25 protein-coding genes are annotated in these 22,794 nt (G+C 71.7%); 13 read left to right on the top strand and 12 right to left on the bottom strand.

Translation table 11 applies throughout. The features are described 5' to 3' along the window. Positions 1 to 24: 24 nt before the first annotated feature. The gene (locus MKD51_RS10245; RefSeq protein ID WP_240240198.1) at positions 25 to 672 is read right to left on the bottom strand and encodes a heme-copper oxidase subunit III; all 648 of its coding nucleotides are present in this window, start codon (positions 670 to 672) and stop codon (positions 25 to 27) included. 68 nt (positions 673 to 740) lie between these two features. On the opposite strand from MKD51_RS10245, the gene trpD reads away from it, so the two are divergent. Beyond that, a complete protein-coding gene (gene trpD, locus MKD51_RS10240) occupies positions 741 to 1,793 on the top strand; it encodes an anthranilate phosphoribosyltransferase (RefSeq protein WP_240240197.1) in 1,053 nt (350 codons plus the stop codon). 7 nt (positions 1,794 to 1,800) lie between these two features. Next, positions 1,801 to 2,745, top strand: a complete 945-nt coding sequence (locus tag MKD51_RS10235) for a hypothetical protein (protein WP_240240196.1) — start codon at positions 1,801 to 1,803, stop codon at positions 2,743 to 2,745. Positions 2,746 to 2,787: 42 nt separating this feature from the next. On the opposite strand, the gene glpK is transcribed toward MKD51_RS10235, so the two are convergent. Both glpK and MKD51_RS10225 read right to left on the bottom strand, forming a co-directional pair. Further along, a complete protein-coding gene (gene glpK / locus MKD51_RS10230; protein ID WP_240240195.1) occupies positions 2,788 to 4,299 on the bottom strand; it encodes a glycerol kinase GlpK in 1,512 nt (503 codons plus the stop codon). A gap of 87 nt (positions 4,300 to 4,386) precedes the next feature. Beyond that, on the bottom strand, positions 4,387 to 5,169 hold the full coding sequence (locus MKD51_RS10225) for an MIP/aquaporin family protein (protein WP_346986709.1): 783 nt from the start codon (positions 5,167 to 5,169) through the stop codon (positions 4,387 to 4,389). Positions 5,170 to 5,382: 213 nt separating this feature from the next. Between MKD51_RS10225 and dhaK the strand changes: the two genes are divergently transcribed. From dhaK to dhaM, 3 genes are read left to right on the top strand one after another with little or no spacing between them, the layout of a single operon-like run. Beyond that, complete coding sequence (dhaK, locus tag MKD51_RS10220) at positions 5,383 to 6,387, top strand: dihydroxyacetone kinase subunit DhaK (protein ID WP_240240194.1); 1,005 nt, start codon at positions 5,383 to 5,385, stop codon at positions 6,385 to 6,387. Continuing rightward, positions 6,384 to 7,007 carry a dihydroxyacetone kinase subunit DhaL gene (gene dhaL, locus MKD51_RS10215; RefSeq protein WP_240240193.1) on the top strand — a complete coding sequence of 208 codons (624 nt, stop codon included), beginning with the start codon at positions 6,384 to 6,386 and terminating at the stop codon, positions 7,005 to 7,007. Before dhaK ends, dhaL begins: the two co-directional genes overlap by 4 nt. After that, positions 7,004 to 7,687, top strand: coding sequence for a dihydroxyacetone kinase phosphoryl donor subunit DhaM (dhaM, locus tag MKD51_RS10210; protein WP_240240192.1), 684 nt, complete (start codon positions 7,004 to 7,006; stop codon positions 7,685 to 7,687). Before dhaL ends, dhaM begins: the two co-directional genes overlap by 4 nt. 48 nt (positions 7,688 to 7,735) lie before the next feature. Here dhaM and MKD51_RS10205 read toward each other — a convergent pair whose 3' ends face one another. After that, positions 7,736 to 8,032: a GNAT family N-acetyltransferase gene (locus MKD51_RS10205; RefSeq protein WP_240240191.1), complete on the bottom strand. Its 297-nt coding sequence runs from the start codon at positions 8,030 to 8,032 to the stop codon at positions 7,736 to 7,738. A 31-nt stretch (positions 8,033 to 8,063) separates the two neighbouring features. On the opposite strand from MKD51_RS10205, the gene MKD51_RS10200 reads away from it, so the two are divergent. Both MKD51_RS10200 and MKD51_RS10195 read left to right on the top strand, forming a co-directional pair. After that, complete coding sequence (locus MKD51_RS10200; RefSeq protein WP_240240190.1) at positions 8,064 to 8,987, top strand: DMT family transporter; 924 nt, start codon at positions 8,064 to 8,066, stop codon at positions 8,985 to 8,987. 48 nt (positions 8,988 to 9,035) lie between these two features. Next, positions 9,036 to 9,932, top strand: coding sequence for a LysR family transcriptional regulator (locus MKD51_RS10195; protein WP_240240188.1), 897 nt, complete (start codon positions 9,036 to 9,038; stop codon positions 9,930 to 9,932). 22 nt (positions 9,933 to 9,954) lie between these two features. Here the strand turns inward: MKD51_RS10195 and MKD51_RS10190 are convergent, their stop codons facing one another. Next, positions 9,955 to 10,722: an amino acid racemase gene (locus tag MKD51_RS10190; RefSeq protein ID WP_240240186.1), complete on the bottom strand. Its 768-nt coding sequence runs from the start codon at positions 10,720 to 10,722 to the stop codon at positions 9,955 to 9,957. 56 nt (positions 10,723 to 10,778) lie between these two features. Further along, positions 10,779 to 11,525 carry a lysoplasmalogenase family protein gene (locus tag MKD51_RS10185; RefSeq protein ID WP_240240185.1) on the bottom strand — a complete coding sequence of 249 codons (747 nt, stop codon included), beginning with the start codon at positions 11,523 to 11,525 and terminating at the stop codon, positions 10,779 to 10,781. A gap of 90 nt (positions 11,526 to 11,615) precedes the next feature. Between MKD51_RS10185 and MKD51_RS10180 the strand changes: the two genes are divergently transcribed. From MKD51_RS10180 to MKD51_RS10170, 3 genes are all read left to right on the top strand, one after another. After that, positions 11,616 to 12,770, top strand: coding sequence for an ATP-binding protein (locus MKD51_RS10180; RefSeq protein WP_240240184.1), 1,155 nt, complete (start codon positions 11,616 to 11,618; stop codon positions 12,768 to 12,770). A gap of 209 nt (positions 12,771 to 12,979) precedes the next feature. After that, positions 12,980 to 14,692 carry a thiamine pyrophosphate-binding protein gene (locus MKD51_RS10175; protein ID WP_240240183.1) on the top strand — a complete coding sequence of 571 codons (1,713 nt, stop codon included), beginning with the start codon at positions 12,980 to 12,982 and terminating at the stop codon, positions 14,690 to 14,692. 214 nt (positions 14,693 to 14,906) lie between these two features. Next, positions 14,907 to 15,857, top strand: coding sequence for a hypothetical protein (locus MKD51_RS10170; protein ID WP_240240181.1), 951 nt, complete (start codon positions 14,907 to 14,909; stop codon positions 15,855 to 15,857). 278 nt (positions 15,858 to 16,135) lie between these two features. Here MKD51_RS10170 and MKD51_RS16360 read toward each other — a convergent pair whose 3' ends face one another. Together MKD51_RS16360 and MKD51_RS10155 are read right to left on the bottom strand one after the other, a co-directional pair. Beyond that, positions 16,136 to 18,373, bottom strand: coding sequence for a protealysin inhibitor emfourin (locus MKD51_RS16360; RefSeq protein ID WP_346986708.1), 2,238 nt, complete (start codon positions 18,371 to 18,373; stop codon positions 16,136 to 16,138). A 103-nt stretch (positions 18,374 to 18,476) separates the two neighbouring features. Further along, positions 18,477 to 18,764 (bottom strand): DUF1905 domain-containing protein, encoded by a 288-nt coding sequence (locus MKD51_RS10155; RefSeq protein WP_240240179.1) that lies wholly within the window; start codon positions 18,762 to 18,764, stop codon positions 18,477 to 18,479. A gap of 106 nt (positions 18,765 to 18,870) precedes the next feature. Here MKD51_RS10155 and MKD51_RS10150 point away from each other — a divergent pair, with 106 nt between their 5' ends. Then, positions 18,871 to 19,518: a thioredoxin domain-containing protein gene (locus MKD51_RS10150; RefSeq protein ID WP_240240178.1), complete on the top strand. Its 648-nt coding sequence runs from the start codon at positions 18,871 to 18,873 to the stop codon at positions 19,516 to 19,518. Positions 19,519 to 19,672: 154 nt separating this feature from the next. Continuing rightward, positions 19,673 to 20,134, top strand: a complete 462-nt coding sequence (locus MKD51_RS10145; protein ID WP_240240930.1) for an ASCH domain-containing protein — start codon at positions 19,673 to 19,675, stop codon at positions 20,132 to 20,134. Positions 20,135 to 20,143: 9 nt separating this feature from the next. On the opposite strand, the gene MKD51_RS10140 is transcribed toward MKD51_RS10145, so the two are convergent. From MKD51_RS10140 to MKD51_RS10125, 4 genes are read right to left on the bottom strand one after another with little or no spacing between them, the layout of a single operon-like run. Continuing rightward, on the bottom strand, positions 20,144 to 20,944 hold the full coding sequence (locus MKD51_RS10140) for a thioesterase family protein (RefSeq protein WP_240240177.1): 801 nt from the start codon (positions 20,942 to 20,944) through the stop codon (positions 20,144 to 20,146). 43 nt (positions 20,945 to 20,987) lie between these two features. Next, positions 20,988 to 21,509, bottom strand: coding sequence for a hypothetical protein (locus tag MKD51_RS10135; protein WP_240240176.1), 522 nt, complete (start codon positions 21,507 to 21,509; stop codon positions 20,988 to 20,990). Continuing rightward, positions 21,496 to 22,083, bottom strand: a complete 588-nt coding sequence (locus MKD51_RS10130; RefSeq protein WP_240240175.1) for an RES domain-containing protein — start codon at positions 22,081 to 22,083, stop codon at positions 21,496 to 21,498. Before MKD51_RS10130 ends, MKD51_RS10135 begins: the two co-directional genes overlap by 14 nt. 24 nt (positions 22,084 to 22,107) lie before the next feature. Next, positions 22,108 to 22,308: a hypothetical protein gene (locus tag MKD51_RS10125; protein WP_240240174.1), complete on the bottom strand. Its 201-nt coding sequence runs from the start codon at positions 22,306 to 22,308 to the stop codon at positions 22,108 to 22,110. A gap of 99 nt (positions 22,309 to 22,407) precedes the next feature. On the opposite strand from MKD51_RS10125, the gene MKD51_RS10120 reads away from it, so the two are divergent. Continuing rightward, positions 22,408 to 22,767 carry a VOC family protein gene (locus MKD51_RS10120; protein ID WP_240240173.1) on the top strand — a complete coding sequence of 120 codons (360 nt, stop codon included), beginning with the start codon at positions 22,408 to 22,410 and terminating at the stop codon, positions 22,765 to 22,767. Positions 22,768 to 22,794: the final 27 nt, after the last annotated feature.

Genomic DNA, 22,794 nt, shown 5'->3' with positions numbered 1-22,794 from the left:
TGCCAACGTGTTCAGCCCCAACCGTTACTTGAGCCAGTAGATGACGAGGTACAGGCCGATCCAGACCACGTCGACGAAGTGCCAGTAGTACGAGATCACGTGCGCGCTCGTCGCTTCCTTGCGAGCGAAGCGCTTCACCGCGTATGCGCGTCCGATGACGAACAGGAACGCGAACAGGCCGCCCGTGACGTGCAGGCCGTGGAAGCCGGTCGTGAGGTAGAAGGCCGAGCCGTAGGAGTTCGACGACAGCGTCACTCCGTGGTGGATCAGCTCGAGGTACTCGAAGACCTGCAGGATCACGAAGATCGAGCCCATCGCGTAGGTCAGGTAGAACCACTCGATCATGCCCCACTTGGCGAACTGGAAGCGCCCGCCCGTCCTGCGCGCCTGGTGGTGCTCCGCCGCGTTGGCGCCCGCCTGGCAGGTGAAGCTCGAGGCCAGCAGGATCATCGTGTTGATCGTGGCGAAGAGCACGTTCAGCTTCTCGGCCTCGGTGGCGAAGAGGTCACCGGACATCGATCGAAGCGTGAAGTAGATCGCGAACAGGCCGGCGAAGAACATGACCTCGCTGCCGAGCCAGACGATCGTGCCGACCGCAACAGTGTTCGGCCGCCTGATCATCGGCGCCGAAGCCGGCGACGTGGGGAGCGCAGTAGTGGACACGAGATCCATCCTAGTGACAGATCTGGCATGGGTCTCGACCCGACAGACAGCGTGCCGCAAAAAGATAGGCTGGGCCCATGGATCGCCTCTTGACCTGGCCAGTCGTGCTCGAGACGCTGCTGGAAGGCGAGGATCTCGCGATCCGTCAGGCCGAGTGGGCGATGGCAGAAGTCGTCGCCGGACACGCCTCTGAAGCGCAGATCGCCGGGTTCCTCATCGCCCTGCGCTCGAAGGGCGTCGTCGCCGAAGAGCTGGTCGGATTCCGCGACGCGATCCTCGAGGCCGCGGTGCCGCTGCCGGGCGAGACGCGAGTGGTCGACATCGTCGGCACGGGCGGCGACCGCCAGCACACGGTGAACATCTCGACGACGGCGAGCATCGTCGTCGCGGCGAGCGGCGTGCCGGTGCTCAAGCACGGCAACCGCGCCGTCTCCTCGTCCTCCGGCGCATCCGACGTGCTGGATGCGCTCGGCCTCGTGCCGGCCGATGACGACCCCGCTCGCGTGCGCCAGATCCTCGACGAGGCCGGCATCTCGTTCGCGTGGGCGACGCGCTTCCACCCCGGCTTCCGGCACGCGGGCCCCGTGCGCGCGCAGCTGGGCGTGCCGACCGTGTTCAACTACCTCGGCCCGCTGGTGAACCCGGCGCGGCCGGAGGTCTCGCTCGTGGGCGTCGCCGACAAGCACATCATCGAGCAGTTCGTCGGCGTGTTCGCGACCCGTGGCGCGACTGCGCTCGTGGTGCGCGGCGAGGACGGCCTCGACGAGGTCACCACCACCGGCCACTCGGAGCTGTGGGAGGTGGCGCGCGGCGACGTCGTCGAGCACGACATCGATCCGCGTGAGTTCGGCATCCCGCGCGCGTCGCTCGACGACCTGCGCGGCGGCTCGCCGGAGCACAACGCCGAGGTGCTGCGACGCACGCTCGACGGCGAGCTCGGGGCGGTGCGCGACATCGTGCTGCTCAACGCAGCAGCGGCGCTGGTCGCCTGGCGGCTCGACAGCGATCCGCGCCAGAAGGATCGCCCGATGAAGGAGCGCATCGCCGAGGAGCTCGCGGTCGCGACCCAGGCGATCGACTCGGGTGCTGCCGCGCGCACGCTCGAGGCGTGGCGCCGAGCCGCGAGCTGATCACCTCGTGACGGCCGTCGAGCAGCCGCGGGCGCAGCGCCAGTCGAGCTGGTCGAGCGAGGAGGTCTGGCACACCTGGCCGCTGCGCTGGGCCGACCGCGCCTCGCGCTCGCTGCTGCTCGTCTCGCTGGCCGTCGGCGGGCTCCTCGCGTGCCTCGGCCTGACCCTGCTGCTCCATCCGCCGCCCGCGCTCTCGCCTTCGGTGACGCTGCGCAGCATCGGCGTGCTGCTGCTGCTGCTCGCCGCGCTCGTCGCACCCGCCTCCCGCGGCTACCGCATCGCCGCCGTGTACTGCATCGTGCTGTTCGCGGTCACCAGCGCGGCCGTCGTGCTGATGCAGTCGACGACGCTGCTGGGAGCGACGAGCTACGGCGCGCTCGACGCCATCGAGTTCGCCGCGGGGGCAGCGCTGCTGGTGGCCTGGATGCTCGTGCGCATGCGGCATCCGCTCACGATCCTGATCGTGGTGCTCGGCTACGCGGCGGCTGGCGCGGCGTTCTTCGCCAGGGCACTGCCCGTGCTGCGCACCCGCATCGCGCAGAACCCGTGGGAGGAGGCGCTCACGAGCGCCGACGAGGCGATCGCCCGCGCCGTGATGCTCGTGCTCCTGCTCGGTCTCGTGCTGCTCGGCTGGTGGCTCGACGGCTGGCTGCGGGCGCTGCTGCCGGTCGCGAACGTCGCCGAGCCGCACGCGTCGGGTCGCGCGTCGCGGACGGGAGAGCAGCAGCGTCGGCGCTACGCCGTCATCGCGATGCTCGCGGGGCTCGACCTCATCGCGATCGCCGTCGCCATCTCTGCGAAGCAGCCGGTGGCCCGCGGCAGGCTCTCCGCCGAGGACGACTGGTGGGCGTCGATCGTGCTCGCTGTCACCACCGCGCGGGCGACGATGGTGATCGTCGCGATCGCCGCTGCCGTCATCTGGCTCAGCAACCCCGAGCAGCGCGCGACATGACGAAAGGGGGCGACCGCAGCCGCCCCCTTTCTCTCTGTCGAATCAGTCGATGTCGTCGTCGACCCAGTCGAGCGTCTTCTGCACAGCCTTCTTCCAGTTGCGGTAGGTGCGGTCGCGCGCCTCCTGCTCCATCTGCGGCTCCCAGCGGCTGTCCTCCTGCCACTGCTGGCGCAGCTCGTCGAGCGAGCCCCAGAAGCCGACCGCGAGGCCGGCAGCGTAGGCAGCGCCGAGCGCAGTGGTCTCGGCCACCACAGGCCGGATGACCGGCACGCGCAGGATGTCGGCCTGGAACTGCATGAGCGTGTCGTTGGCGATCATGCCGCCGTCGACCTTCAGCTCGGTCAGGTCGACGCCCGAGTCTGCGTTCACCGCGTCGACGACCTCCGCCGTCTGGAACGCCGTCGCCTCGAGGGCCGCGCGAGCGATGTGACCCTTGTTGACGTACCGGGTGAGACCGACCAGAGCGCCACGCGCATCCGGTCGCCAGTACGGCGCGAACAGGCCGGAGAACGCGGGCACGAAGTAGGCGCCGCCGTTGTCCTCCACCGTCTTCGCGAGCTCCTCGACCGCGGGCGCGTCCTTGATGAGGCCGAGGTTGTCGCGCAGCCACTGGATGAGCGAGCCCGTCACGGCGATCGATCCCTCCAGCGCGTAGTGCGTCGGCTCGTCGCCGATCTTGTAGCCGACGGTGGTGAGCAGCCCGTTCTTCGAGTGCACGATCTCGGTGCCGGTGTTGAAGATCAGGAAGTTGCCGGTGCCGTAGGTGTTCTTCGCCTCGCCCTGGTCGAACGCCGCCTGGCCGAAGGTCGCGGCCTGCTGGTCGCCGAGGATGCCCGTGATGGGCGTCTCGCGCAGCAGCGAGTCGGTCGAGGCGATGCCGAACTCGCCCGACGACGACTTGATCTCCGGCAGCATCGACTTCGGAACCCCGAAGTCGGCCAGGATCGCGTCGTCCCAGGTGGTGCTCTCGAGATCCATGAAGAGCGTGCGCGAGGCATTCGTGACGTCGGTGGCATGCACGCCACCGTTGACGCCTCCCGTCAGGTTCCACAGCACCCAGGTGTCGGTGGTGCCGAAGATGAGCTCGCCCGCGTCCGCCGCCTCGCGTGCACCCTCGACGTTCTCGAGGATCCAGACGATCTTCGTGCCGGAGAAGTAGGTCGCCAGCGGCAGGCCGACCTTCTGCTTGTAGCGGTCGGTGTCGCCGTCGGCCAGCCGGTCGACGATCTTCTGCGTGCGGGTGTCCTGCCAGACGATCGCGTTGTAGACCGGCTCACCGGTCGTCTTGTTCCAGACCACGGCGGTCTCGCGCTGGTTCGTGATGCCGATGGCCTTCACGTTGTGCCGCGTGACGTTGGCCTTCGAGAGCGCCTGACCGATCACCTCGCGGGTGTTGTTCCAGATCTCCACGGGGTCGTGCTCGACCCAGCCTGCCTGCGGGAAGATCTGCTCGTGCTCGAGCTGGCCCGTCGAGACGATGCTCCCGGCGTGGTCGAAGAGGATGGCGCGAGTCGAGGTCGTGCCCTGGTCGATGGCGATGACGTAGTCGTTCACCGGAACTCCTTCGTTGGGTGATGGATGTGGTGGCTGCTGGTGCGCGAAACTGGAGAGGAGGGGGCCGTGGGGCCCCCTCCTCGTGGATCAGGCTGCGAAGCCCGCGACTCCCGCGATGAGCACCGGAGCGAGCAGGCCGGCGAGCACGCCGCCGATGATCGGGCCCGCCACGGGGACCCACGCGTAGGACCAGTCGCTCGAGCCCTTGCCCTTGATGGGCAGCACGGCATGCGCGATGCGCGGGCCGAGGTCACGGGCGGGGTTGATGGCGTAGCCGGTCGGGCCACCGAGCGAGGCGCCGATGCCGACGACGAGCAGGGCCACCGGCAGGGCGCCGAGCGACGCCAGGCCGACCGGGACCGTCGCGGCGGCGTCGCCGTTCTGGAAGCCGAAGCCGATGACGACGAAGACGAGCACGAAGGTCGCGATGATCTCGGTGACGAGGTTCCAGCCGTTCGAGCGGATGCCTGGGCCGGTCGAGAACGTGCCGAGCTTGGCGCCCGGGTCCTCCTCCAGGTCGAAGTGCTGCTTGTACGCCAGCCAGCAGAGCACGGCGCCCAGGAACGCGCCGAGGAACTCGCCGCCGAGATAGGCGGGCAGCGCTGCCGCGTTGAAGTCGCCGCCGGTCGCGAGCGAGTTCGCCCACAGGCCGAGCGTGACGGCCGGGTTGAGGTGTGCACCGGAGTAGGCCGCCACGATGACACCGGCGAAGACCGCGAGGCCCCAGCCGAAGTTGATCATGAGGAAGCCGCCACCGAAGCCCTTGTTGGCCTTCAGTACGACGTTGGCGACGACGCCACAGCCGAGCAGCACGAGCATCGCTGTGCCCACCAGCTCAGAGAGGAATACCAGACCGAGGTTGAGTTCCACAGGTCCCTGCTTTCTCGTATCCGGGCGACGTCGCCCGTACCGCCCGCTCGGGTGGTACGCACACCCTAACCGGGGTTCGGAACGCTGTGCGGGAACGGCGCAGATTTTTCTGCAGGATGCGTCGAGAATCCAGCGCCCGGGGCGTAGCGTGAGGACACGTCGGACCACCAGTGAGGACCACCGGCGCTGGATCACCGCGAGGAGAGGCCCACCGTGAAGAAGCTCATCAATGACCCCGCCAAGACTGTCGACGAAGGCGTCGCAGGCTTCGCAGCCGCACATCCCGACCTCGTCCGCGTGGTCGTCGACCCGCCGTTCGTCATCGTCCGGGCGGATGCGCCGGTCGCCGGCAAGGTCGGGCTGGTGTCGGGCGGCGGGTCCGGCCACGAGCCGCTGCACGCCGGCTTCGTGGGCTTCGGCATGCTGGACGCGGCCGTGCCGGGCGCCATGTTCACCTCTCCGACGCCCGACCCCATCCTCGAGGCGACGAAGCAGGTCGATGGCGGCGCCGGCGTGCTCCACATCGTGAAGAACTACACCGGCGACGTGCTGAACTTCGAGACGGCCGCCGAGCTCGCCCTGGCCGAGGGCATCGAGGTGGCGTCGGTCATCGTCGACGACGACGTGGCCGTGAAGGACTCGCTCTACACCGCGGGCCGTCGCGGCGTCGCAGGCACGCTGCTGGTCGAGAAGATCGCGGGCGCCGCTGCACAGCGCGGCGACACCCTCGACCAGGTGGCAGAGATCGCGCGCAAGGTCAACAGCAGCGTGCGCTCGATGGGGCTGGCACTCGCGCCCTGCACCGTGCCGCACGCAGGCGAGCCGAGCTTCGACCTGGCGGAGGACGAGGTCGAGATCGGCATCGGCATCCACGGCGAGCCTGGCAGGGTGCGCATCGCCCTCGAGCCGGCAGACAGGCTGGTCGACCGGCTCATCGAACCGATCCTCGAGGATCTCCCGTTCGCCGCAGACGACCGTGTGCTGCTGCTCGTCAACGGCATGGGCGGCACGCCGCTGTCGGAGCTCTACATCGTGTTCCGTCGCGCGGCGGAGGTGCTCGCCGAGCGCGGCATCACGCTCGCCCGCTCGCTGGTCGGCTCGTACGTGACGAGCCTCGAGATGCAGGGCGTCTCGCTGACGCTGCTGAAGGTCGACGACGAGCTGCTCGACCTCTACGACGCGCCGGTGGAGACGGTCGCGCTGCGGTGGGGCCGGTGAGCGGCCTCGACGGCGCCTGGACCCGACGCTGGATCGAGGCGGTCGCCGCGCAGGTGGCGGAGCGCAAGGCCGAGCTCACCGCGCTCGATCGCGCCATCGGCGACGCCGACCACGGCGAGAACCTCGACCGCGGCTTCCAGGCAGTGCTGGGGAAGCTCGAGGCGCTCGATGACGCGCCGACGCCGGGCGCGGTGCTGAAGCTCGTCGCGACGACGCTGATCTCGACGGTCGGCGGTGCTGCCGGCCCGCTCTACGGCACCGCGTTCCTCAAGGCGGCCATGGCGGCCGGCGATCGTCCGGAGCTCGACGCCGCCGGCCTCGTCGAGGTGCTGGCGGCAGCGCGCGACGGCATCGTGGCGCGCGGCAAGGCAGAGCTGCAGGACAAGACGATGGTGGATGCGTGGACGCCGGCCGTCGACGCGGCCGCGGCCGCGGGCGACGACGTGCGCGCTGCGCTCGAGGCTGCGGCGGTCGCTGCGGCAGCGGGCGCCGTCGCGACCGAGCCGCTCGTCGCGCACAAGGGCAGGGCCTCCTACCTTGGGGAGCGCGCCGTCGGGCACCGCGACCCGGGCGCCGAGTCCACATCGCTCATCCTGCGCGCCGCTGCGGACACGCAGTGACCGTCGGCCTCGTCATCGTCTCCCACTCGGCGAAGATCGCCGAGGGTGTCGTTGAGCTCGCGGCACAGATGGCGCCGACCGTCGCGATCATCGCCGCGGGCGGCACCGACGACGGCGGCATCGGCACGAGCTTCGACAGGGTGCAGGCCGCGTTCGCGACCGCCGACTCCGGCGACGGCGTCATCGTGCTGTGCGACCTCGGCTCCGCCGTGCTGACCGCCGAGACGGCCCTCGACTTCGCCGACGCGCCCGAACGCATCCGCATCGCCGATGCACCGATCGTCGAGGGTGCCGTGGCTGCGGCGGTGACCGCGGAGTCGGGAGCGAGCCTCGACGCCGTGCTGGCCGCCGCGCAGGATCAGGCGCCGGCGGCCGCGGAGGCCGCTGCACCGTCGAGCCCCGTTGCTGACCCCGCTGCTGCGGAGGCCGGCTCGGTGCTCGAGATCGAGCTGCAGAACGAGCACGGGCTGCACGCCAGGCCGGCTGCAGAGCTGGTGCGCACCGCGAGCGCCTATGACGCGCAGGTGACGGTCAACGGCGTCGACGCGAAGAGCATGCTGCGGGTGCTGGCGCTGGGACTGGATCGAGGCACGCTGGTGCGCTTCGAGGCGACCGGGCAGCAGGCCGCGGAGGCGATCGCCGCGATCGAGGCGCTGGCAGGGAACGGCTTCGGCGAATAGCGCGGTGGAGCTGGGAGCGACGACCCCCTCGGGCCGTCGCCGCCGGACTCAGTGCACGACGTGCGCGGCGAACTCGTCGGCTGCCGAACGGGCGACGACGAAGGAGCAGATCGGCTTGATGCGCTTGCCCTCCGCGATCGTCGCGCGCATCGCCTCGTCGACGAGGGTCGAGCCGACGCCGCGGCCGCCGAAGGCCGAATCCACCTCGGTGTGGGTGAAGGCGCGCACGCCCTCCGCATCCCGGTAGTCGGCGAAGCCGGCGAGGGCGCCGTCGATGCGCGCCTCGTAGCGGGTGGCCGCTGCATTGTCGACGACCTCGATCTGCTCAGACTGCTGCTCGCTCATGGAGGCAACCGTAGCCGCCTAGGCTGAGCGGGTGGCAGACACGGGCAGCTCGCGGCTGGCGACGGTGCTCCTGGTCGCCCTCACGATCGTGTGGGGATCGACCTTCTTCCTCATCAAGGATCTGGTCGAGCACGTGCCCTCGCTCGACTTCCTCGGCGTCCGCTTCCTCATCGCCGCCGCCGTCATGACCGCGATCGCCTGGAAGCGCATCGTCAGGCTCGGCAGGCCGCTGCTGCTGCGCTCGATCGTGCTCGGCCTCCTCTACACCGCTGCGCAGATCCTGCAGACCATCGGACTCGAGACGACGGCGGCGTCCGTGAGCGGCTTCCTCACCGGCGTCTACGTCGTGCTGACCCCGCTCATCGCCGCCCTGGCGTTCCGACAGCGCATCGAGCGCAGCACCTGGATCGCCGTGGCCGTCGCCGCCGCGGGACTCGTCGTGCTGACGCTCACGGGCATCTCCTTCGGGCTCGGGGAGGCCCTCACGCTCGGCGGCGCCCTGGCCTATGCGCTGCACATCATCGCCACCGCACGGTGGGCCCGCGTGGAGCATGCGCTCGGCATCTCGATCGTGCAGCTGTGGGTGATCGGGGTGATCTGCCTCGTCGGCGGCGCACCCGACGGTATCACGCTGCCCTCGACGGGTGAGCAGTGGGCGTCGATGCTCTACATGGTCGTGTTCGCCTCGATCGGCGCGATGTGGGTGCAGACCTGGGCGCAGGCGCAGATCAGCGCCACCCGCGCCGCCGTCATCATGACTGCGGAGCCCGTCTGGGCGACGGCCTTCGCGGTGGCATTCGGCGGCGAGGGCCTGACCTGGCGCCTGATCGTCGGGGGCGGCATGATCCTGGGCGCGATGTATGCCGTCGAGCTGCTCGCGGCACGACGACCATCGCGGCGCGACGAGCCGCCCACCGGGGCGATCGACGCACCGGTGCGCATGCCGGGCGAGTGAGCGGCACGGCATGAGCATCGTCAGCGGGGAGTGCGGCATGCTGGACGCATGCAGCTCGACCCGCGACGCATCTTGATCTTCCGCACGGTCGCGCGCGAGGGCTCCGTCTCCGGCGGTGCCCGCGCGCTCGGCTGGACGCAGCCTGCCGTGAGCCAGCACATCCGCCTGCTCGAGGAGGAGGTCGGCCAGGCGCTGCTGCTGCGCTCGTCGACCGGCGTGACGCTCACCGAGGCCGGCGAGCGCCTGCTGCGGCACGCCGACGGCATCGCCGGGCTGCTCGGCTCGGCAGAGGCCGAGCTGACCTCGCTCGCGGAGGGTGCTGGCAGCGTGACGATCGCCGCGTTCCCCTCCGCGCTCGCCGACTTCGTGCCGCGCGCCATCGCCGCCGCGAGGCTCGCGGTGCCGCGCCTCACCGCCCGCGTCATCGAGCTCGAGCCTCCGGAGGCGATCGAGGCGGTGCTCTCCGGCGACGCCGACGTGGCGGTCGTCTTCGAGTACGAAGAGCTCCACGACGACGTGCAGCTGGCACGCGTCGAGCTGGGCGAGGACCCCTCGTGCATCGTGCTGCCGATCGGTCACGAGCTCGCCACCGGCGGACCGGTCGACATCGCGGCGCTGGCCGGCGCCGACTGGGTGGGCGGCTGCACCCGCTGCCGCGCACACCTCGAGACGCTCGCGAGCGAGGCGGGCTTCACGCCCAAGATCCAGTTCGAGACCGACGACTTCGTCGCTTCGCAGTCGTTCGTCGCGGCCACCGGCTCGGTGACGCTGCTGTCGGCGATGGCGCTCCGCGTGCTCACCCGCGACGACGTGGTGGTCGCGCCGCTCGCCGACGGCTCGGGCCGCACGGTCTCGCTGCGCTACCGCCACGGTGCCGAGCGCGTCCCGGCGGTCAGCACCGTGCTCGATGCCATGCGCTCACTGTGGAGCGAGAGCAGCCGCTGAGGCACGCCTCGCGCCGCCGGTGCTATGCGACGGGTGCCGACCCGTCTGGCGCGAGCGCGTCGGGGCGCATCGTGCCCAGCGCGATGCGCGCCAGTGCATCCGCGTGCGCCTCGCACGAGTCGATCAGCGGCACGGCGGCGTCGGCCGCATCCACCAGCAGCATGATCTCGGTGCACGCGAGCACGATCGCCTCGGCGCCCGCGGCCGCGAGCGCGGCGAAGGCCGCTCGGTAGACCGCGCGCGACGCATCCGTCACCACCCCCTGCGTGAGCTCGTCGAAGATGATGCGGTCGAGCTCGGCCTGCACGCCGACCGGCGGCACGACGGCGGCGATGCCGTGCGCGGCGAGCCGCTCGGCATAGAACGACTCCGCCATCACCCACTGCGTGCCCACGATGCCGAGGGTGCGCGCCCCGGCGCGACCTGCTGCATCCGCCACCGCATCGCCGATGTGCACGAGCGGCACGCGGATGCGGGCCTCGACGGCGGGCGCGACCTTGTGCATGAGGTTGGTGGCGATCGCGATCGAGGATGCTCCGGCGCGCTCGAGCACCTCGGCCTCGCGGGCGAGGATGTCGCCGGCAGCAGCCCAGTCCTCGCGCAGCTGGCAGTCGCGGATCTCGGCGAAGTCGAGGCTGGAGAGCAGGATGCGGGCGGATGCGTGGCCGCCGCGGGCCGCCGCGACGCGTTCGTTGACGGCGCGGTAGTACTCGATCGTCGAGTGCCAGCTCATGCCGCCGAGGATGCCGATGACGGGGGCGGGTGCTGCGGTGCCGGAATCGTGCTGCATGGCTTCGATCTCAGCAGACGCGTTGGTAGTAGTCCAGCCTGTGTCGCTGATGTTTGCTATTCGGTGCGGTAATAGCCAGACGTGGTGCGTGCCGGGATGCCGGTGGCGGGCGCCGTGGGCATCGCCTCGCCGAGCGCGAGTCGCTGCTGCAGGCTGATGGCGAGCAGCGCCTGCGCACCGACGTAGGGGATGAGCACGCAGAAGGTGCGCAGCGGGTCGGGGATGTCCATCACGAACAGGCCGAGGCCGAGCACGAGGTCGCTCACCAGGAAGAGCAGGCCGCCGAGGAACCCTGCGGTGTCGATCGCGGCGAACGCGGCCATCGCGGCGAGCAGGAGGGAGTACAGGAGCACGGGCACCGCGAGCGCTCCCGCGTTGGCGGCGGTGATGCCGCCGGCGAGCAGCGCCACGAACGCGTAGCCGATCGCGGTCGGGCCCCAGGCGAGCGAGCGCCTGCGGGTCGGCCAGAGCGCTGCGAGGTAGGCGATGTGGCCGAGCAGGAAGGCCGCGAGCAGGACGATCGTGATGCCGGTCGTCGCGCCCAGGCCATCGCCGAGCCAGCACAGCAGCAGACCGATCACGTGCCAGACGCCGACGCGATGCCTGAGCGCGCCGATGCGCACGAGCGCGATCGCGATCGGCGGCAGCATCGCCCACATGAGCACGGTGCGCAGCGCGTCGAGCACGTCGGCGTCGCCGATCTCGAGCCCGATCAGCGCTGCCGCGAGCAGGTTGACGGCCAGCGCGACCGCTGCGACGAACAGCCCCATGCGCAGGGCACGGGGCAGCGGCGACGCGGGCATGGGCCTATCGTTCCACGGCTCGCGCCCGCGAGGGCGCACGGGCACGACGTGTCGGCTGGACGTGTCGGCAGCCGGTGGCAGAGTGGGCGCGTGCACGACAACCCCTTCAGGCCCGGATTCGGCATCTCGCCGCCCATGCTCGCTGGCAGAGATGCGCTGCTCGACGAGTGGCGCGAGGTCTTCGGCCTCGGCGCGTGGTCGCCCTACCGCGCGGCGCTCGTGACCGGCATGCGCGGCGTGGGCAAGACCGTGCTGCTGAACGCCGTCGAGGATGCGGCGCTCGCCCACGACTGGACGGTGGTGCACGGCACGCTGCACGCAGGGCTCATCGACGCGCTCGAGCACGACCGGCTGCCGGCGATGCTGCAGGAGCAGGATCCGGATGCGGTGAGCCGCGAGGTGACGGGGCTGACGGTCTCGCAGCTGGGCGGCGTGCGCACCGACGTGCAGCAGCGCTATGACCGCGAGCCGCGGCTCGAGAGCATGCTTGCGCGGCTCGTCGAGCTCGCCGAGGCCCGCGGCGCCGGGCTGCTCGTCTCGCTCGACGAGGTCTCGAAGGCCTCGCTCGAGCAGCTGCGCCGCATCGCGATCGCCGTGCAGCACCTGATGCGCGAGGATCGCCGCATCGCCATCGTCGCAGCGGGCGTGCCGGCCTCGATCGCCGCGGCGCTCGACGCCGACGGACTCACCTTCTTCCGCCGCGCGCAGCAGGTGCGGCTCGACACGCTCACGCTGCCCGAGACGCGCGCTGCCGTCGCCGAGCCCGTGCGCAGCCGCGGCCGCACGATCGGCGAGGCGGCGCTCGAGCGCGCAGCCAGGGCGAGCGAGGGCTACCCCTACCTGGTGCAGTCGATCGGTGCCCGCGCCTGGGAGTACACCCCCAGCACCTCGGAGATCACGACGGATGCGGTGCAGCACGCCGTCGAGGTCGCCTACGCCGCGATGGGGGAGAGCGTGATCGTGCCGGCGCTGCGCGGACTCTCGAGCCGCGACCGCGACTATCTGCTGGCGATGGCGCAGGACGACGAGCCCGCATCGACGGCGGTCGTGGCGGAGCGCATGGAGACGACGGCAGGCAACGCGGCACGGCAGCGCGCCAGGCTGCTCGACGGGGGCATCATCGTGGCGCCGGCGCGCGGGCTGGTGGGGTTCGCCATCCCGCGCATGCGCGAGCACCTGCGCGAGCATCCGCACGACGCGCAGCTCGGCATGCCGACGAAGGCGCGGGAGAGCTTCCGCGCCTAGTCGCAGCGCGCCGGTCGGCAGCTGCAGCGCATCGCCTTCCGCGGGCGCGCGGCGTTCGCTAGCATGGGCCGGTCAGGCGCCGTGGCGCCGGTCTCGAGAAATGAGGCCACGCGCATCCGCGCGCGACACACATGGACCCCATCGACGAGGTTCCGTGCGTGTCGCAGCAGCGCTGCAGCGCAGAGCCTCCTGCTCTCTCGGAGAACCCCATGTCTGACGCACTCGACATCCCAGCCACGAGCTCCGTCTCTGCCGCCATCGCGGCAGAGCTCGAGCAGCACGCCACCGACGTCTTCGGTCTGATGGGCAACGGCAACGCCTGGTTCCTCGACGCGGTGGTGCGGCGCGGCGCCATGCGCCTGACGACCGTGCGGCACGAGACCGCGACCGTCGCGGCTGCCGACGCCTTCTACCGCGCGAGCGGGAGGCTGGCCGTCGCCACCACGACCTACGGGCCCGGCTTCACGAACGCGATCACCGCGCTCGCCGAGGCCGCCCAGGCGCGCATCCCACTCGTCTGCGTCGTCGGCGACCAGCCGACCACCGGCGCCCGGCCGTGGGACGTCGACCAGCTGGCCGTCGCCTCGGCGATCGGCGCGGCGACGATCGTCGTCGGTCGCGACGACGCCCGAGCCGCCGCTCGGCACGCGGTCGAGACGGCGCTGGTCGAGAGCCGTCCCGTCGTGCTGGCGATCCCGTACGACATCGGCCACGCGCCGCTCGACGGCGACGGCGACGGCGACGGGGAGCGGGCTGCGGCGCTGCCGTCATCGGAAGCCGCGTTCGTCTCGCTCGACGCCGAGCAGCTCGCGGAGGTCGCCGAGCTGCTGACCACCGCCCGCCGTCCGCTGCTGCTGGCCGGCCGTGGCGCGCATCTGGCGGGAGCCGACGACGCGCTGCGCGCGCTCGCCGAGCGCCTGAGTGCACGCACCGCCTCGAGCGCGCTCGGCAGCGGCATCTTCTCGGCGGCCGAGCGCCACCTCGGCATCTGCGGCGGCTTCGCCTCGGAGCGCGCCGCTGCAGCGATCGAGCAGGCCGATGTCGTGCTCGTCGTCGGCGCGAGCCTCAACCAGTTCCAGACCCGCTTCGGCGATGCCTTCGCGCACGACGCGCGCATCCTGCAGGTCGACGTGCTCCCGGCAGCGACGAACGGGCGCGTCGACGAGCTCGTGCGCGGCGATGCGCGGCTGGTCGCCGAGGCGCTGCTCGCGCTGGTCGGCGCCGAGGGTGACGGCGCTCACGCCGATGCCGCGTGGGCGGATGCTGGCGTCGGCGATGTCACGGGCGCGCACCTCGAGCGTGAGGCTGGGGACGCCGCCGCTCCCGACGGCCGCCTCGACCCGCGCAGCCTCTTCCACGCGCTGGAGCGCATCCTGCCCGCCGATCGGGTGATCGTGCAGGACGGCGGCCACTTCATCGGCTGGGGCCCGACGCACCTCTCGGTCGCCGATCCGGAGCGCCTGATCATGGTCGGCACGGCGTTCCAGACCATCGGCCTGGGGTTCCCGAGCGCCGTCGGAGCGGGTGCGGCGCGCCCCGAGTCGACCATCGTGCTGCTCTCGGGCGATGGCGGTGCGCTCATGGGGCTCGCCGATCTCGACAGCGTCGTGCGCACGGTGCGTCACGGCGTCGTCATCGTCGTGAACGACGCCGCATATGGCGCAGAGGTGCACCAGTACGCCGTGCGCGGCGTGGCAGAGGAGCCCATGCTCATCGACCAGGTCGACTTCGCGGCGCTCGGCCGTGGGCTGGGCGCTGCTGGTGCCGTGATCGAGACGCTCGACGACCTGCGGCAGCTCGAGGCGTGGCTCGCGTCCGGTGCCGAGGGCGTCTTCGTCGCAGACTGCCGCGTCAGCCAGCAGGTGGTCGCCCCCTACATCGTCGAGATCCGCGAGGCAGCGATGCGAGCGGCTGCCAAGTAGCCAGCGCCCCGCCGCGCCCCGCAGCGCCCCGCCTCCCCTCGAGGCAGATTGTCGAGTTGGGGCACGTCTGTCGCGACAATCGTGCCCCGACCTGACAATCTGCGCTCGGCGAGCGAGGGCCGGGGCGGGGTGGCGCCGGGAGGCCGATGCCGGGGGCCTGCGGGGCTGTGGAGAGCGTCGGCAGCGGCGTCTTCGACTGTGCGATCTTCGCGGGGTGCAAGACGAGCTGCCCGAGACGCTGCGCCGCGAGGGCTTCGCGCTCCGCGACGCGCTCGACCAGGGATTGACGCGAGGCGTCCTGCGTGGCGCCGACTTCTGCACGCCGTACAGAGGCGTTCGCACGCTCGAGGCACCGACCTCAGTGCTCGAGCGAGCGCAGGCCTTCGCACCGCTGCTCCGACCGTGGCAGTGCTTCGGCGGGCCATCCGCGCTCGCACTCCTCGGACTCCCGGTGCCATGGCGCCTTGCGCAGGACAACGATGTGCACGTCGTCTCGGTGATCGGTCGTGGTCATCCCGAGCGCGACGAGGTGCGGGTCCGACGCATCGCCACATCTCACTTCGACGTGTGGGACGTCGAGGGCGTGCGCGTCGCATCCCCTGCGCTCGCGTGGGCGCTCATGGGTGAGCGGTGCACCGTGCACGAGCTGGTCGTCATCGGAGACGCGCTCATCTCGGCGTTCGAGCGCTATCCAGATCGACGCATCCCCGGCCCGCTCGCGACGCTCGACGACCTGCGGGCCATCACGGAGCGCTGGAATCGCATGGCCGGCGCCGCCACCCTGCGCAGCGCGCTGCCGCGCATCCGGTCCCGCGTCGAATCACCGCGCGAGACCGACATGCGACTGCTCATCGTCGACGCCGGCATGCCCGAGCCCGAGGTGCAGGTGAAGGTGCTCGAACCTGGGACGAACAGGTTCCTCGGGCGCGCCGACCTGATGCACCGGGAATCGGGTGTCGTCGAGGAGTACGAAGGTGAAGGCCATCGCTCCAAGCAGCAGTGGGATCGAGACATCCAGAAGTACCGCGACTTCGATCGGGTCGGGCTGCACGTGGTGCGCGCGACGAATCGTGACTTCGTGCCCAGCGCCGAGCAGTGGCTGGCCGACCTGGCCGACGTGCTGCGCCGCCGGGCGGCGCTGTCGCAGCGAGTCCCTGCCGCCTGACCGCGGTCGCACGCGCGCTGCGCCTGACCGTCGCCTCCCTCTGCGCCCGCCGCTGCACAACCCGCCCCGGCAGATTGTCGAGTTGGAGCACGTGTGTCGCGACAATCGTGCTCCAACTCGACATTCTGCGGGCGAGCACGGCGAGGGAGGCGGCGTGCCAGCGAGGGCGTGGAAGGCGAGGCGCGAGCGGGGCGCGTACGGCGAGGCGCGAGCGGGGCGCGGAAGGCGAGGCGCGAGCGGGGCGCGTACGGCGCGGCGTCCGCGGGGGCGGCCCGGCGCTACGGCGCGGGCGGTTCGTCGCCGAGCTCGAGCAGGCGGCGGAACAGCGCCAGCACCTCCTCCGGCAGCAGCGGTTCGGCGACCGTCACGTCGCACTTCGTCTCGACGGTGACCCGCCACAGCGGCGCATCCGGCAGCGTCTGCGACTCGAGATCCTCCAGCACGCCGGAGGCCACGAGCGTGTCCAGCTGCTCGCGGTCGTCGCCCGGGATGATCTCCAGCTCGAGCACTGCCGCCTGCGTCCTGCCCAGCATGCCGCCCGTGCGCGCGAGCCTGACCTCGTCGTCCACCGACGCATCCGGCACCGCCGACCCGGTCACGCCGACCGCGGCCCAGGCATCGCGCACCGCCTGCGTCTCGGCGGCGTCCTCACCGAACCTGGCGACGGATGCGTCGACAGTGGCGGCCGCGAACGTCGCGAAGTCGGCGGTGGGGGAGAGCCCGCCGGTGAGGGCGTCCATCCAGATGAGCCCTGGCGCCTCCCACGCGCGGCCGCCGATGGTGGTCGCGACGAGGTGGAAGGCCTTGTTCGGGATGCCGGAGTTGATGTGCACGCCACCCAGGTCGTCGCGCGTGACGACGAAGTCATCCATGTGGCCGGGTTGCGGATCCTTGCCGAGCGCAGGGTCGTCGTAGGCCGTCCCGGGAGCAGCCATCGAACGCAGCGCCACGCCCTGCACCGTGTCGGTGAAGACGCCGGAGCCGATGAGCCAGTCGGCCTGCTCTGCGGTCTGGTCGAGCGAGTGCTGCTTGACGAGCGAGCCGAGCACGTCGGCGATCGACTCGTTGAGCGCGCCGGGCTGGTCGCGGTAGACGAGATCGGCTGTGGAGGAGATGACACCGTGGCCGAGCTCGTGGCCGATGACGTCGACCGCGTTGGTGAAGCCCGCGAAGATCTCGCCGTCGCCGTCTCCGAACACCATGCGCGTGCCATCCCAGAACGCGTTCGCGTACTGCTGGCCGTAGTGCACCGTCGCCTGCAGCGGCAGGCCGGCACCGTCGAGCGAGTCGCGCTCGAAGGCCGCCATGAGCAGCTGCCACGAGGCGCCCAGCCCCTCGTAGGCCTGGTCGGCCGCGGTATCGCCGGTCGCGTCTTGGCCCTCGTTGCGCACGACCGTGCCCGGCAGCGTCGTCGAGCCCTTCGCGTCGCTGATGACGCGGTGCGGCGCCGGCGCCTCGCCCGGGACGCGCGCGGGCCGGTCGGGCACGAGGCTCGGGTGGGCGGTGGGATGGGCCTCGCGCTCTGCGCGGATGCCGCGGTCGAGCCCGAGGGTGCGCTCGGCGACGATCGAGGCCGTCGGGAGGTCGGCGGCGGCCAGCTGCTCGAGCAAGTAGGGCGGCACGATGCCTCGACGGACGTGCTGCGCGGCCTGCGCCTCCGACTCGGCGCGCGGGGCCGCCGCTTCCTGCCGCGCTGGCTCCGCGACGGCGCGGCGCTGCAGTGCCTGTGCGAGTCGCGGAGCGACGATGCTCGACCAGAGCCGGTATCCCGCCGCCGAGGGGTGGAAGCCGTCTGCCGCATGCTGCTCGGGCTCGACGATCGCGGGCGTGGGCAGATGGATGACGCGCTCATCGGTGGCGGCGATGCGCTGCTGCACGTCGTCGAGGGTGCGTGCGTGGCCGCCGATGAGCGAGCGGATGGGCTGCGGCAGCCACACGAAGGTGTCGATCTGCGGCGCGCCCGTGAGGCCGATCACGCCGCCGGGAGCGAGGTGCTCGGCGAGCCCGGCGACGAGGCGGCGGATCGACCTCGCGAACGAGGTGCGACCGACGAGCTGCAGGGCGTCGTTGGCACCCACGAGCAGCAGGATCGCATCCCACTCCTGCTCGACCTCGGGCAAGTGGCGCTCGAGCACCTGCGCGGCCGTCAAGCCCTCGAGGCCGATGATGCGCCACTCGACGGGGCGCTGCTCGCTCAGCGCCAGGCGCGCGGCGGTCTGCAGCACCAGTCCGTCGTCGAGCCTGTCGGCGCCCACGCCGGTCGCGGTGGAGTCGCCGATCGCCAGCAGCCGCAGCGGCGGTGCCTCCGCGGTCGCGCTCAGGGGCGCTGCGATCGTGCCGTGGCGCTGGCCCTTGGGCTCCGGCAGCCACACCAGGTTGCGCTGCAGCTGCTTCGCCTGGCGCAGCAGCACGGGCGCGAGCAGGATCGCGGCGGGCTTCGCGAGCCGATGGACGGTGCGCTCGGCGGCCGTCGAAGCGGATGCCGTGATGCGGCCGATCCGTGCTGCGATGTCCATGCGATCCCTTCGTCGAGGTGCCCCGCGGTGCGCGGCACCGGGCGCGGGCGATGCTACTCGTCGGGACTGACTGCCGGGCATGCGCCGACTGTGCCCCGCCTCATCAGCGGCCGAGTCGCATCCGCACCGTCACCTCGTCGCCGATGGCGACGCCCTCTGCCCGTTGCACCGCGACCTTGATGGGCAGCAGGTAGCCGCCATCGCGCGGGAAGAGCGAGGTCGTGAAGGTCGTGCCGCCGATCGTCGCCTCGGCGGGGATGACGCCCCAGCCGTATGTGAGCTCCGACGCGCTGTCGCGGATGATCTCGGCTTCGTCGGATGGCACCGGCGCGAAGACGAAGGGCGCGGGCCCGCGCCATTCGATCGCGACGGCACGGAACTCGAACTCCACCCGGCGAGGCTACTCCGGTCGACCGAGGCTGCGCGGCCCGACTCCAGGCCGAATCCACAGGTGGGATGCGCGAGGTAAGGCCCGTGTCGTCGGTAGCCTGGTACGCATGTCGAAGAACGCTGCAGCCAGCATCGCCGCCGTCGTGGGGGCGTTCGTGCTGATCGTCGCCGTCGCCCTGCTCGTCGTGCGCCCCTGGGAACGTGCCCAGCCCGAGGCCGGCGGTGACGTGCAGCTGGTCGAGGAGAGCACGCACGTGCTGGACGACGCGGGGGAGGGCGCCCCGGTGGTGGTGGAGTTCTTCGACTACGAGTGCCCCGCGTGCGGGCAGTTCCACCCGGTGGTGGAGGATCTGCGCGAGCGCTACGAGGGTCAGGTGACGTTCGCGGTGCGCTACTTCCCGCTGCAGATGCACGCCAACGCCGTGCCCGCCGCCGCAGCAGCGGAGGCCGCCGCGCAGCAGGATCAGTTCGAGGCGATGCACAGCCGCATCTTCGAGACGCAGGCCGAATGGACGGGCACCGATGATGCCGCGGCGACCTTCCGAGGATTCGCCGAGGAGCTCGGGCTCGACATGGCCGCCTACGACGAGGCCGTGACCGCCGAGGCGACCGCCGACCGCATCGCGCTCGACTACACCGCGGGCGTCGAGGCCGGCGTGGAGTCGACGCCGACGTTCTTCGTCGACGGCACGCTGCTCGAGCTGCAGAACTACGACGACCTCGAGACGGCGATCCAGGCAGCGCTCGACGAGTAGCCAGCGCGGGAGCCGCATCGAGTCGCTGCAGGTCTGGGTCGCCAGAGGCGCAGCGCGATGCGCTGCTCGACCGGGTCGTGGCACGATGTCAGACGTGAGCGCCTCGCCGACGACGACGCCCGCGGGCGCCCCCGATCTCGCGGCTGCTGCCGCCATGTGGGAGTCCTACGCGATCGCGCATCCCGCGGCCGTCGCAGCCGGCGCCGAGCACACCGTCGAGCGCTTCGGCGACTCGGAGCAGCTCGCCGATCAGCTGCTCGAGATCGTGCTGAGCGGGCGCAAGCGGGCGACCGCCGAGCTCGTCTCCGAGTTCCTCGCGGGAGGAGAGCAGCTGCCCCGCGTCGGCTCGCACTGGATCGCCTGCGACGGCCGCGGCGTGCCGCGCATCATCATCCGCAGCACCGAGCTGCGTATCGGACCGTTCGACAGCGTCGACCCGGCGTTCGCCGCAGACGAGGGCGAGGACGACGGCTCGATCGCGTCGTGGCGGGCGGAGCATCGCCGCTACTGGCAGCGCACCACCGCGGCGCGCGGCGCGAGCTGGTCGGAGGACGACGAGATCGTCTTCGAGCGCTTCACCGTGGTGTGGCCGCCGGAGCACGCGGACGCGCACTGATCGCAGCGCTCAGCGCTGCGCTGGCCGCACCGTCAGCGTCTGCGACGCCCGGCCGACATGGCCCCGCTGATCGTGCAGCTCGGTGCTCGTGGTGCCCTGGCCGCTGGGCCCGAAGATGACGGTCGTGTCGTAGCCGACCCATGCACCCTCCGGCTGGCGGTGCAGGTGGATCGTCAGGTCGAGGTTCGGGAACATCCACTCGTCGGGCCGCTCGCGCACGGCGATGCCGTTCGCCCCGTCGATCAGCCCGATCCAGCGCGCGATGGGCGCGACCTCCTCGCCCTCGACGAGCGGATGCGCGGTGCGCTGCCACGCGCGGTTGCGGCCAGGCGCACGGTCCCCTCCCTCGCGCAGCTCCACCGAGCGCACGTAGCCGCCGCCCCACTCGACGGCGAACTCGGCGTGCGGCATCGCATCGGGCCCGGGCATCGGCTCGGACGCGCCGCCGGTCACGCTCGTGGTGTCGACCGCGACGCTGTGCCATGCGCGCGCGACGGCCACATCTCGCCCGGCGATGGATGCAGTGGCTTCCGTGAGCTCGATCGTGCGTCCCGGCCGACGGGTCTCGACCCGCACCGTCGTCTCGTCCAGCGCGAGGAAGCCGAGGATGTCGAACGTCATGCGCGCCAGCAGCAGGGGAGCGGCGCCCGCCGCGGCTCTGTGGCGCTCGATCGCATGCGTGAGCAGCCCGCCGAGCGGCGAGAAGTGCATCTCGCCCGGCTGCCATGCCCCGCTCGCGTGCTCGGTCGGCTGATAGCGGCCGTCGCCGAGCGCGATGAAGTACGAGGTGGGCTGGGCGGCGGCAGTCATGCCTCCGATCCTGCCAGCCCCACCCGTGGCGCCGTGCCGATGCCTAGGTTCCGGCGGGCGGATGCACCAGCAGGTCGGCAAGGTCATCGAGATAGCGCGCGAGCGACACCGGTGCGTCGGTGCCCCAGCGCACCCACGCCTCGCCGTCGCGCACGAACAGCGGCCCGTGGCCGCCGATGAGACGCTCGTCGATCGCGATCGGCTCGATGCCGTGGTTGACGGTCTCGCCGACCGGGAAGCCGCCCTGGATCGCGGCGGCCCGGTAGGCGCGGCGGATCTCGACGGATGCGGTGTGGTGCTGAGGTCGCCCGGGCTCGGCCACGCGGGTCGAGACGCCCGTCGCCCACACCGAGCCGTCCCTCGCCAGCAGCACTGCGCCCATCCGCCACGCTCTGCCGATCGGGCGCATCGTCGGCCGGCGAGGGATCATGCCGAGCACCGGCTTCGGCTCCTCGTAGCGAGCCAGGGCCTCGTCGCGGGCACCGGCTGCTGCGAGCACCTCGGCCGTCGCGCGCAGCGTCTCGAGAGCGCGCTCGACCGCCGCGATGTCGTCAGGCGCCGCCATGCGGCTGCAGCTCCGCCCGGGGCATGCCGGGCGAGTTCCATTGGAAGAGAGTCAGGTGCCACAGGCCGGGACGCTTGCGAGAGGGGTCGATCAGGCCGTGTGCGCCGAGCTCGATCAGCCGATCGCGCACCCGCCACGAGGGCGGTTCCGCGCCCGCGGCGAGCGCCTCCTGCCAGGGCGCGGCGGCGTCGGCGGGGTCGATGCCGATGGCCGCGAGCGCATCGTGATCGCGGAGGTCGACGATGCCGTGCGCATCCACCTCGACATCGACGATCTCGAGCTGCGGCGTGCGCGCCGAGGCGTGGGCGATCATCGCAGCGGCCACGCCTTCGGGAGTGGAGCTGAGATAGAGGGTGGCGGTGTCGGCGCGCGAGTAGCGCCCCGGGGCGCGCGAGCCGGAGAGCGCCGCGTCTCGGTGGGCCGGGTCAACCGCCCGGAAGCATCGCCCGACGACACGCGAGGTGAGCGCATCGACGCGCGTCACGCTCACCTGCGCCTCGATGGGGCTGTGCTGCGGGTCGCCGCGCTCGACGTCGTGCAGGAGCTTCGCGGTTCCGCCGGGAGTGCCTGCCATGCCGTTCAGCATGCCAGGTGCACCTCACTCGTCGCGCTTGCGGGTGCGGTTCCTGAACCAGCTCGCGATGCCGGCTGACGTGCCCACGTCGCCTCCGGATGCGGTCATGCCAGTCGCGAGGCCCAGGATGCCGCGGTCGCAGTCGGGGCAGATGCGCCGCCCGATCACCGTCACGACCGGCTCGCCGGGCTTCCGCTTGCTGCAGGACTCGCAGGTGTACGACATGCGCGGAGTCTGCACGCCGAGCCTGGGAGTCGACCGCCGCAGCGGATGTTCCTCGCGGGTGCGGTGGCGGCTGTCGGTGGTCGTCGCTACGGTGCGTCCATGACCTCCACACACCATGCGCTCGACTACGTCGAGCTGACCGTCACCGATCTCGCGGCCGCGAAGGCCTTCTACTCCGGCGCCTTCGGCTGGAGCTTCGTCGACTACGGCCCCGAGTACGCCGGCATCGCCTCGCCGACGGGCGATGGTGAGGTGGGCGGCCTCGCCGCTGCCACGGAGGCGCGACCCGCCGGCGGCCCCCTCGTGCTGCTCTACTCCGACGACCTCGACGCGACCGCGGAGGCGATCGTGGCGGCCGGCGGCGAGATCCTGCAGCAGCCCTACGACTTCCCGGGCGGGCGTCGCCTGCACTTCGCCGACCCCAGCGGCAACGAGCTCGGGGTGTGGGCCGCGCAGTAGCCCACCGCGTCGACAGGGCAGGATGGC

It is taken from the genome of Agrococcus sp. ARC_14 (assembly GCF_022436485.1).
Classification (GTDB): domain Bacteria; phylum Actinomycetota; class Actinomycetes; order Actinomycetales; family Microbacteriaceae; genus Agrococcus.
The sequence above is the reverse complement of the archived record's forward strand: the minus strand, read 5'-3'. Positions and strand labels throughout refer to the sequence as shown.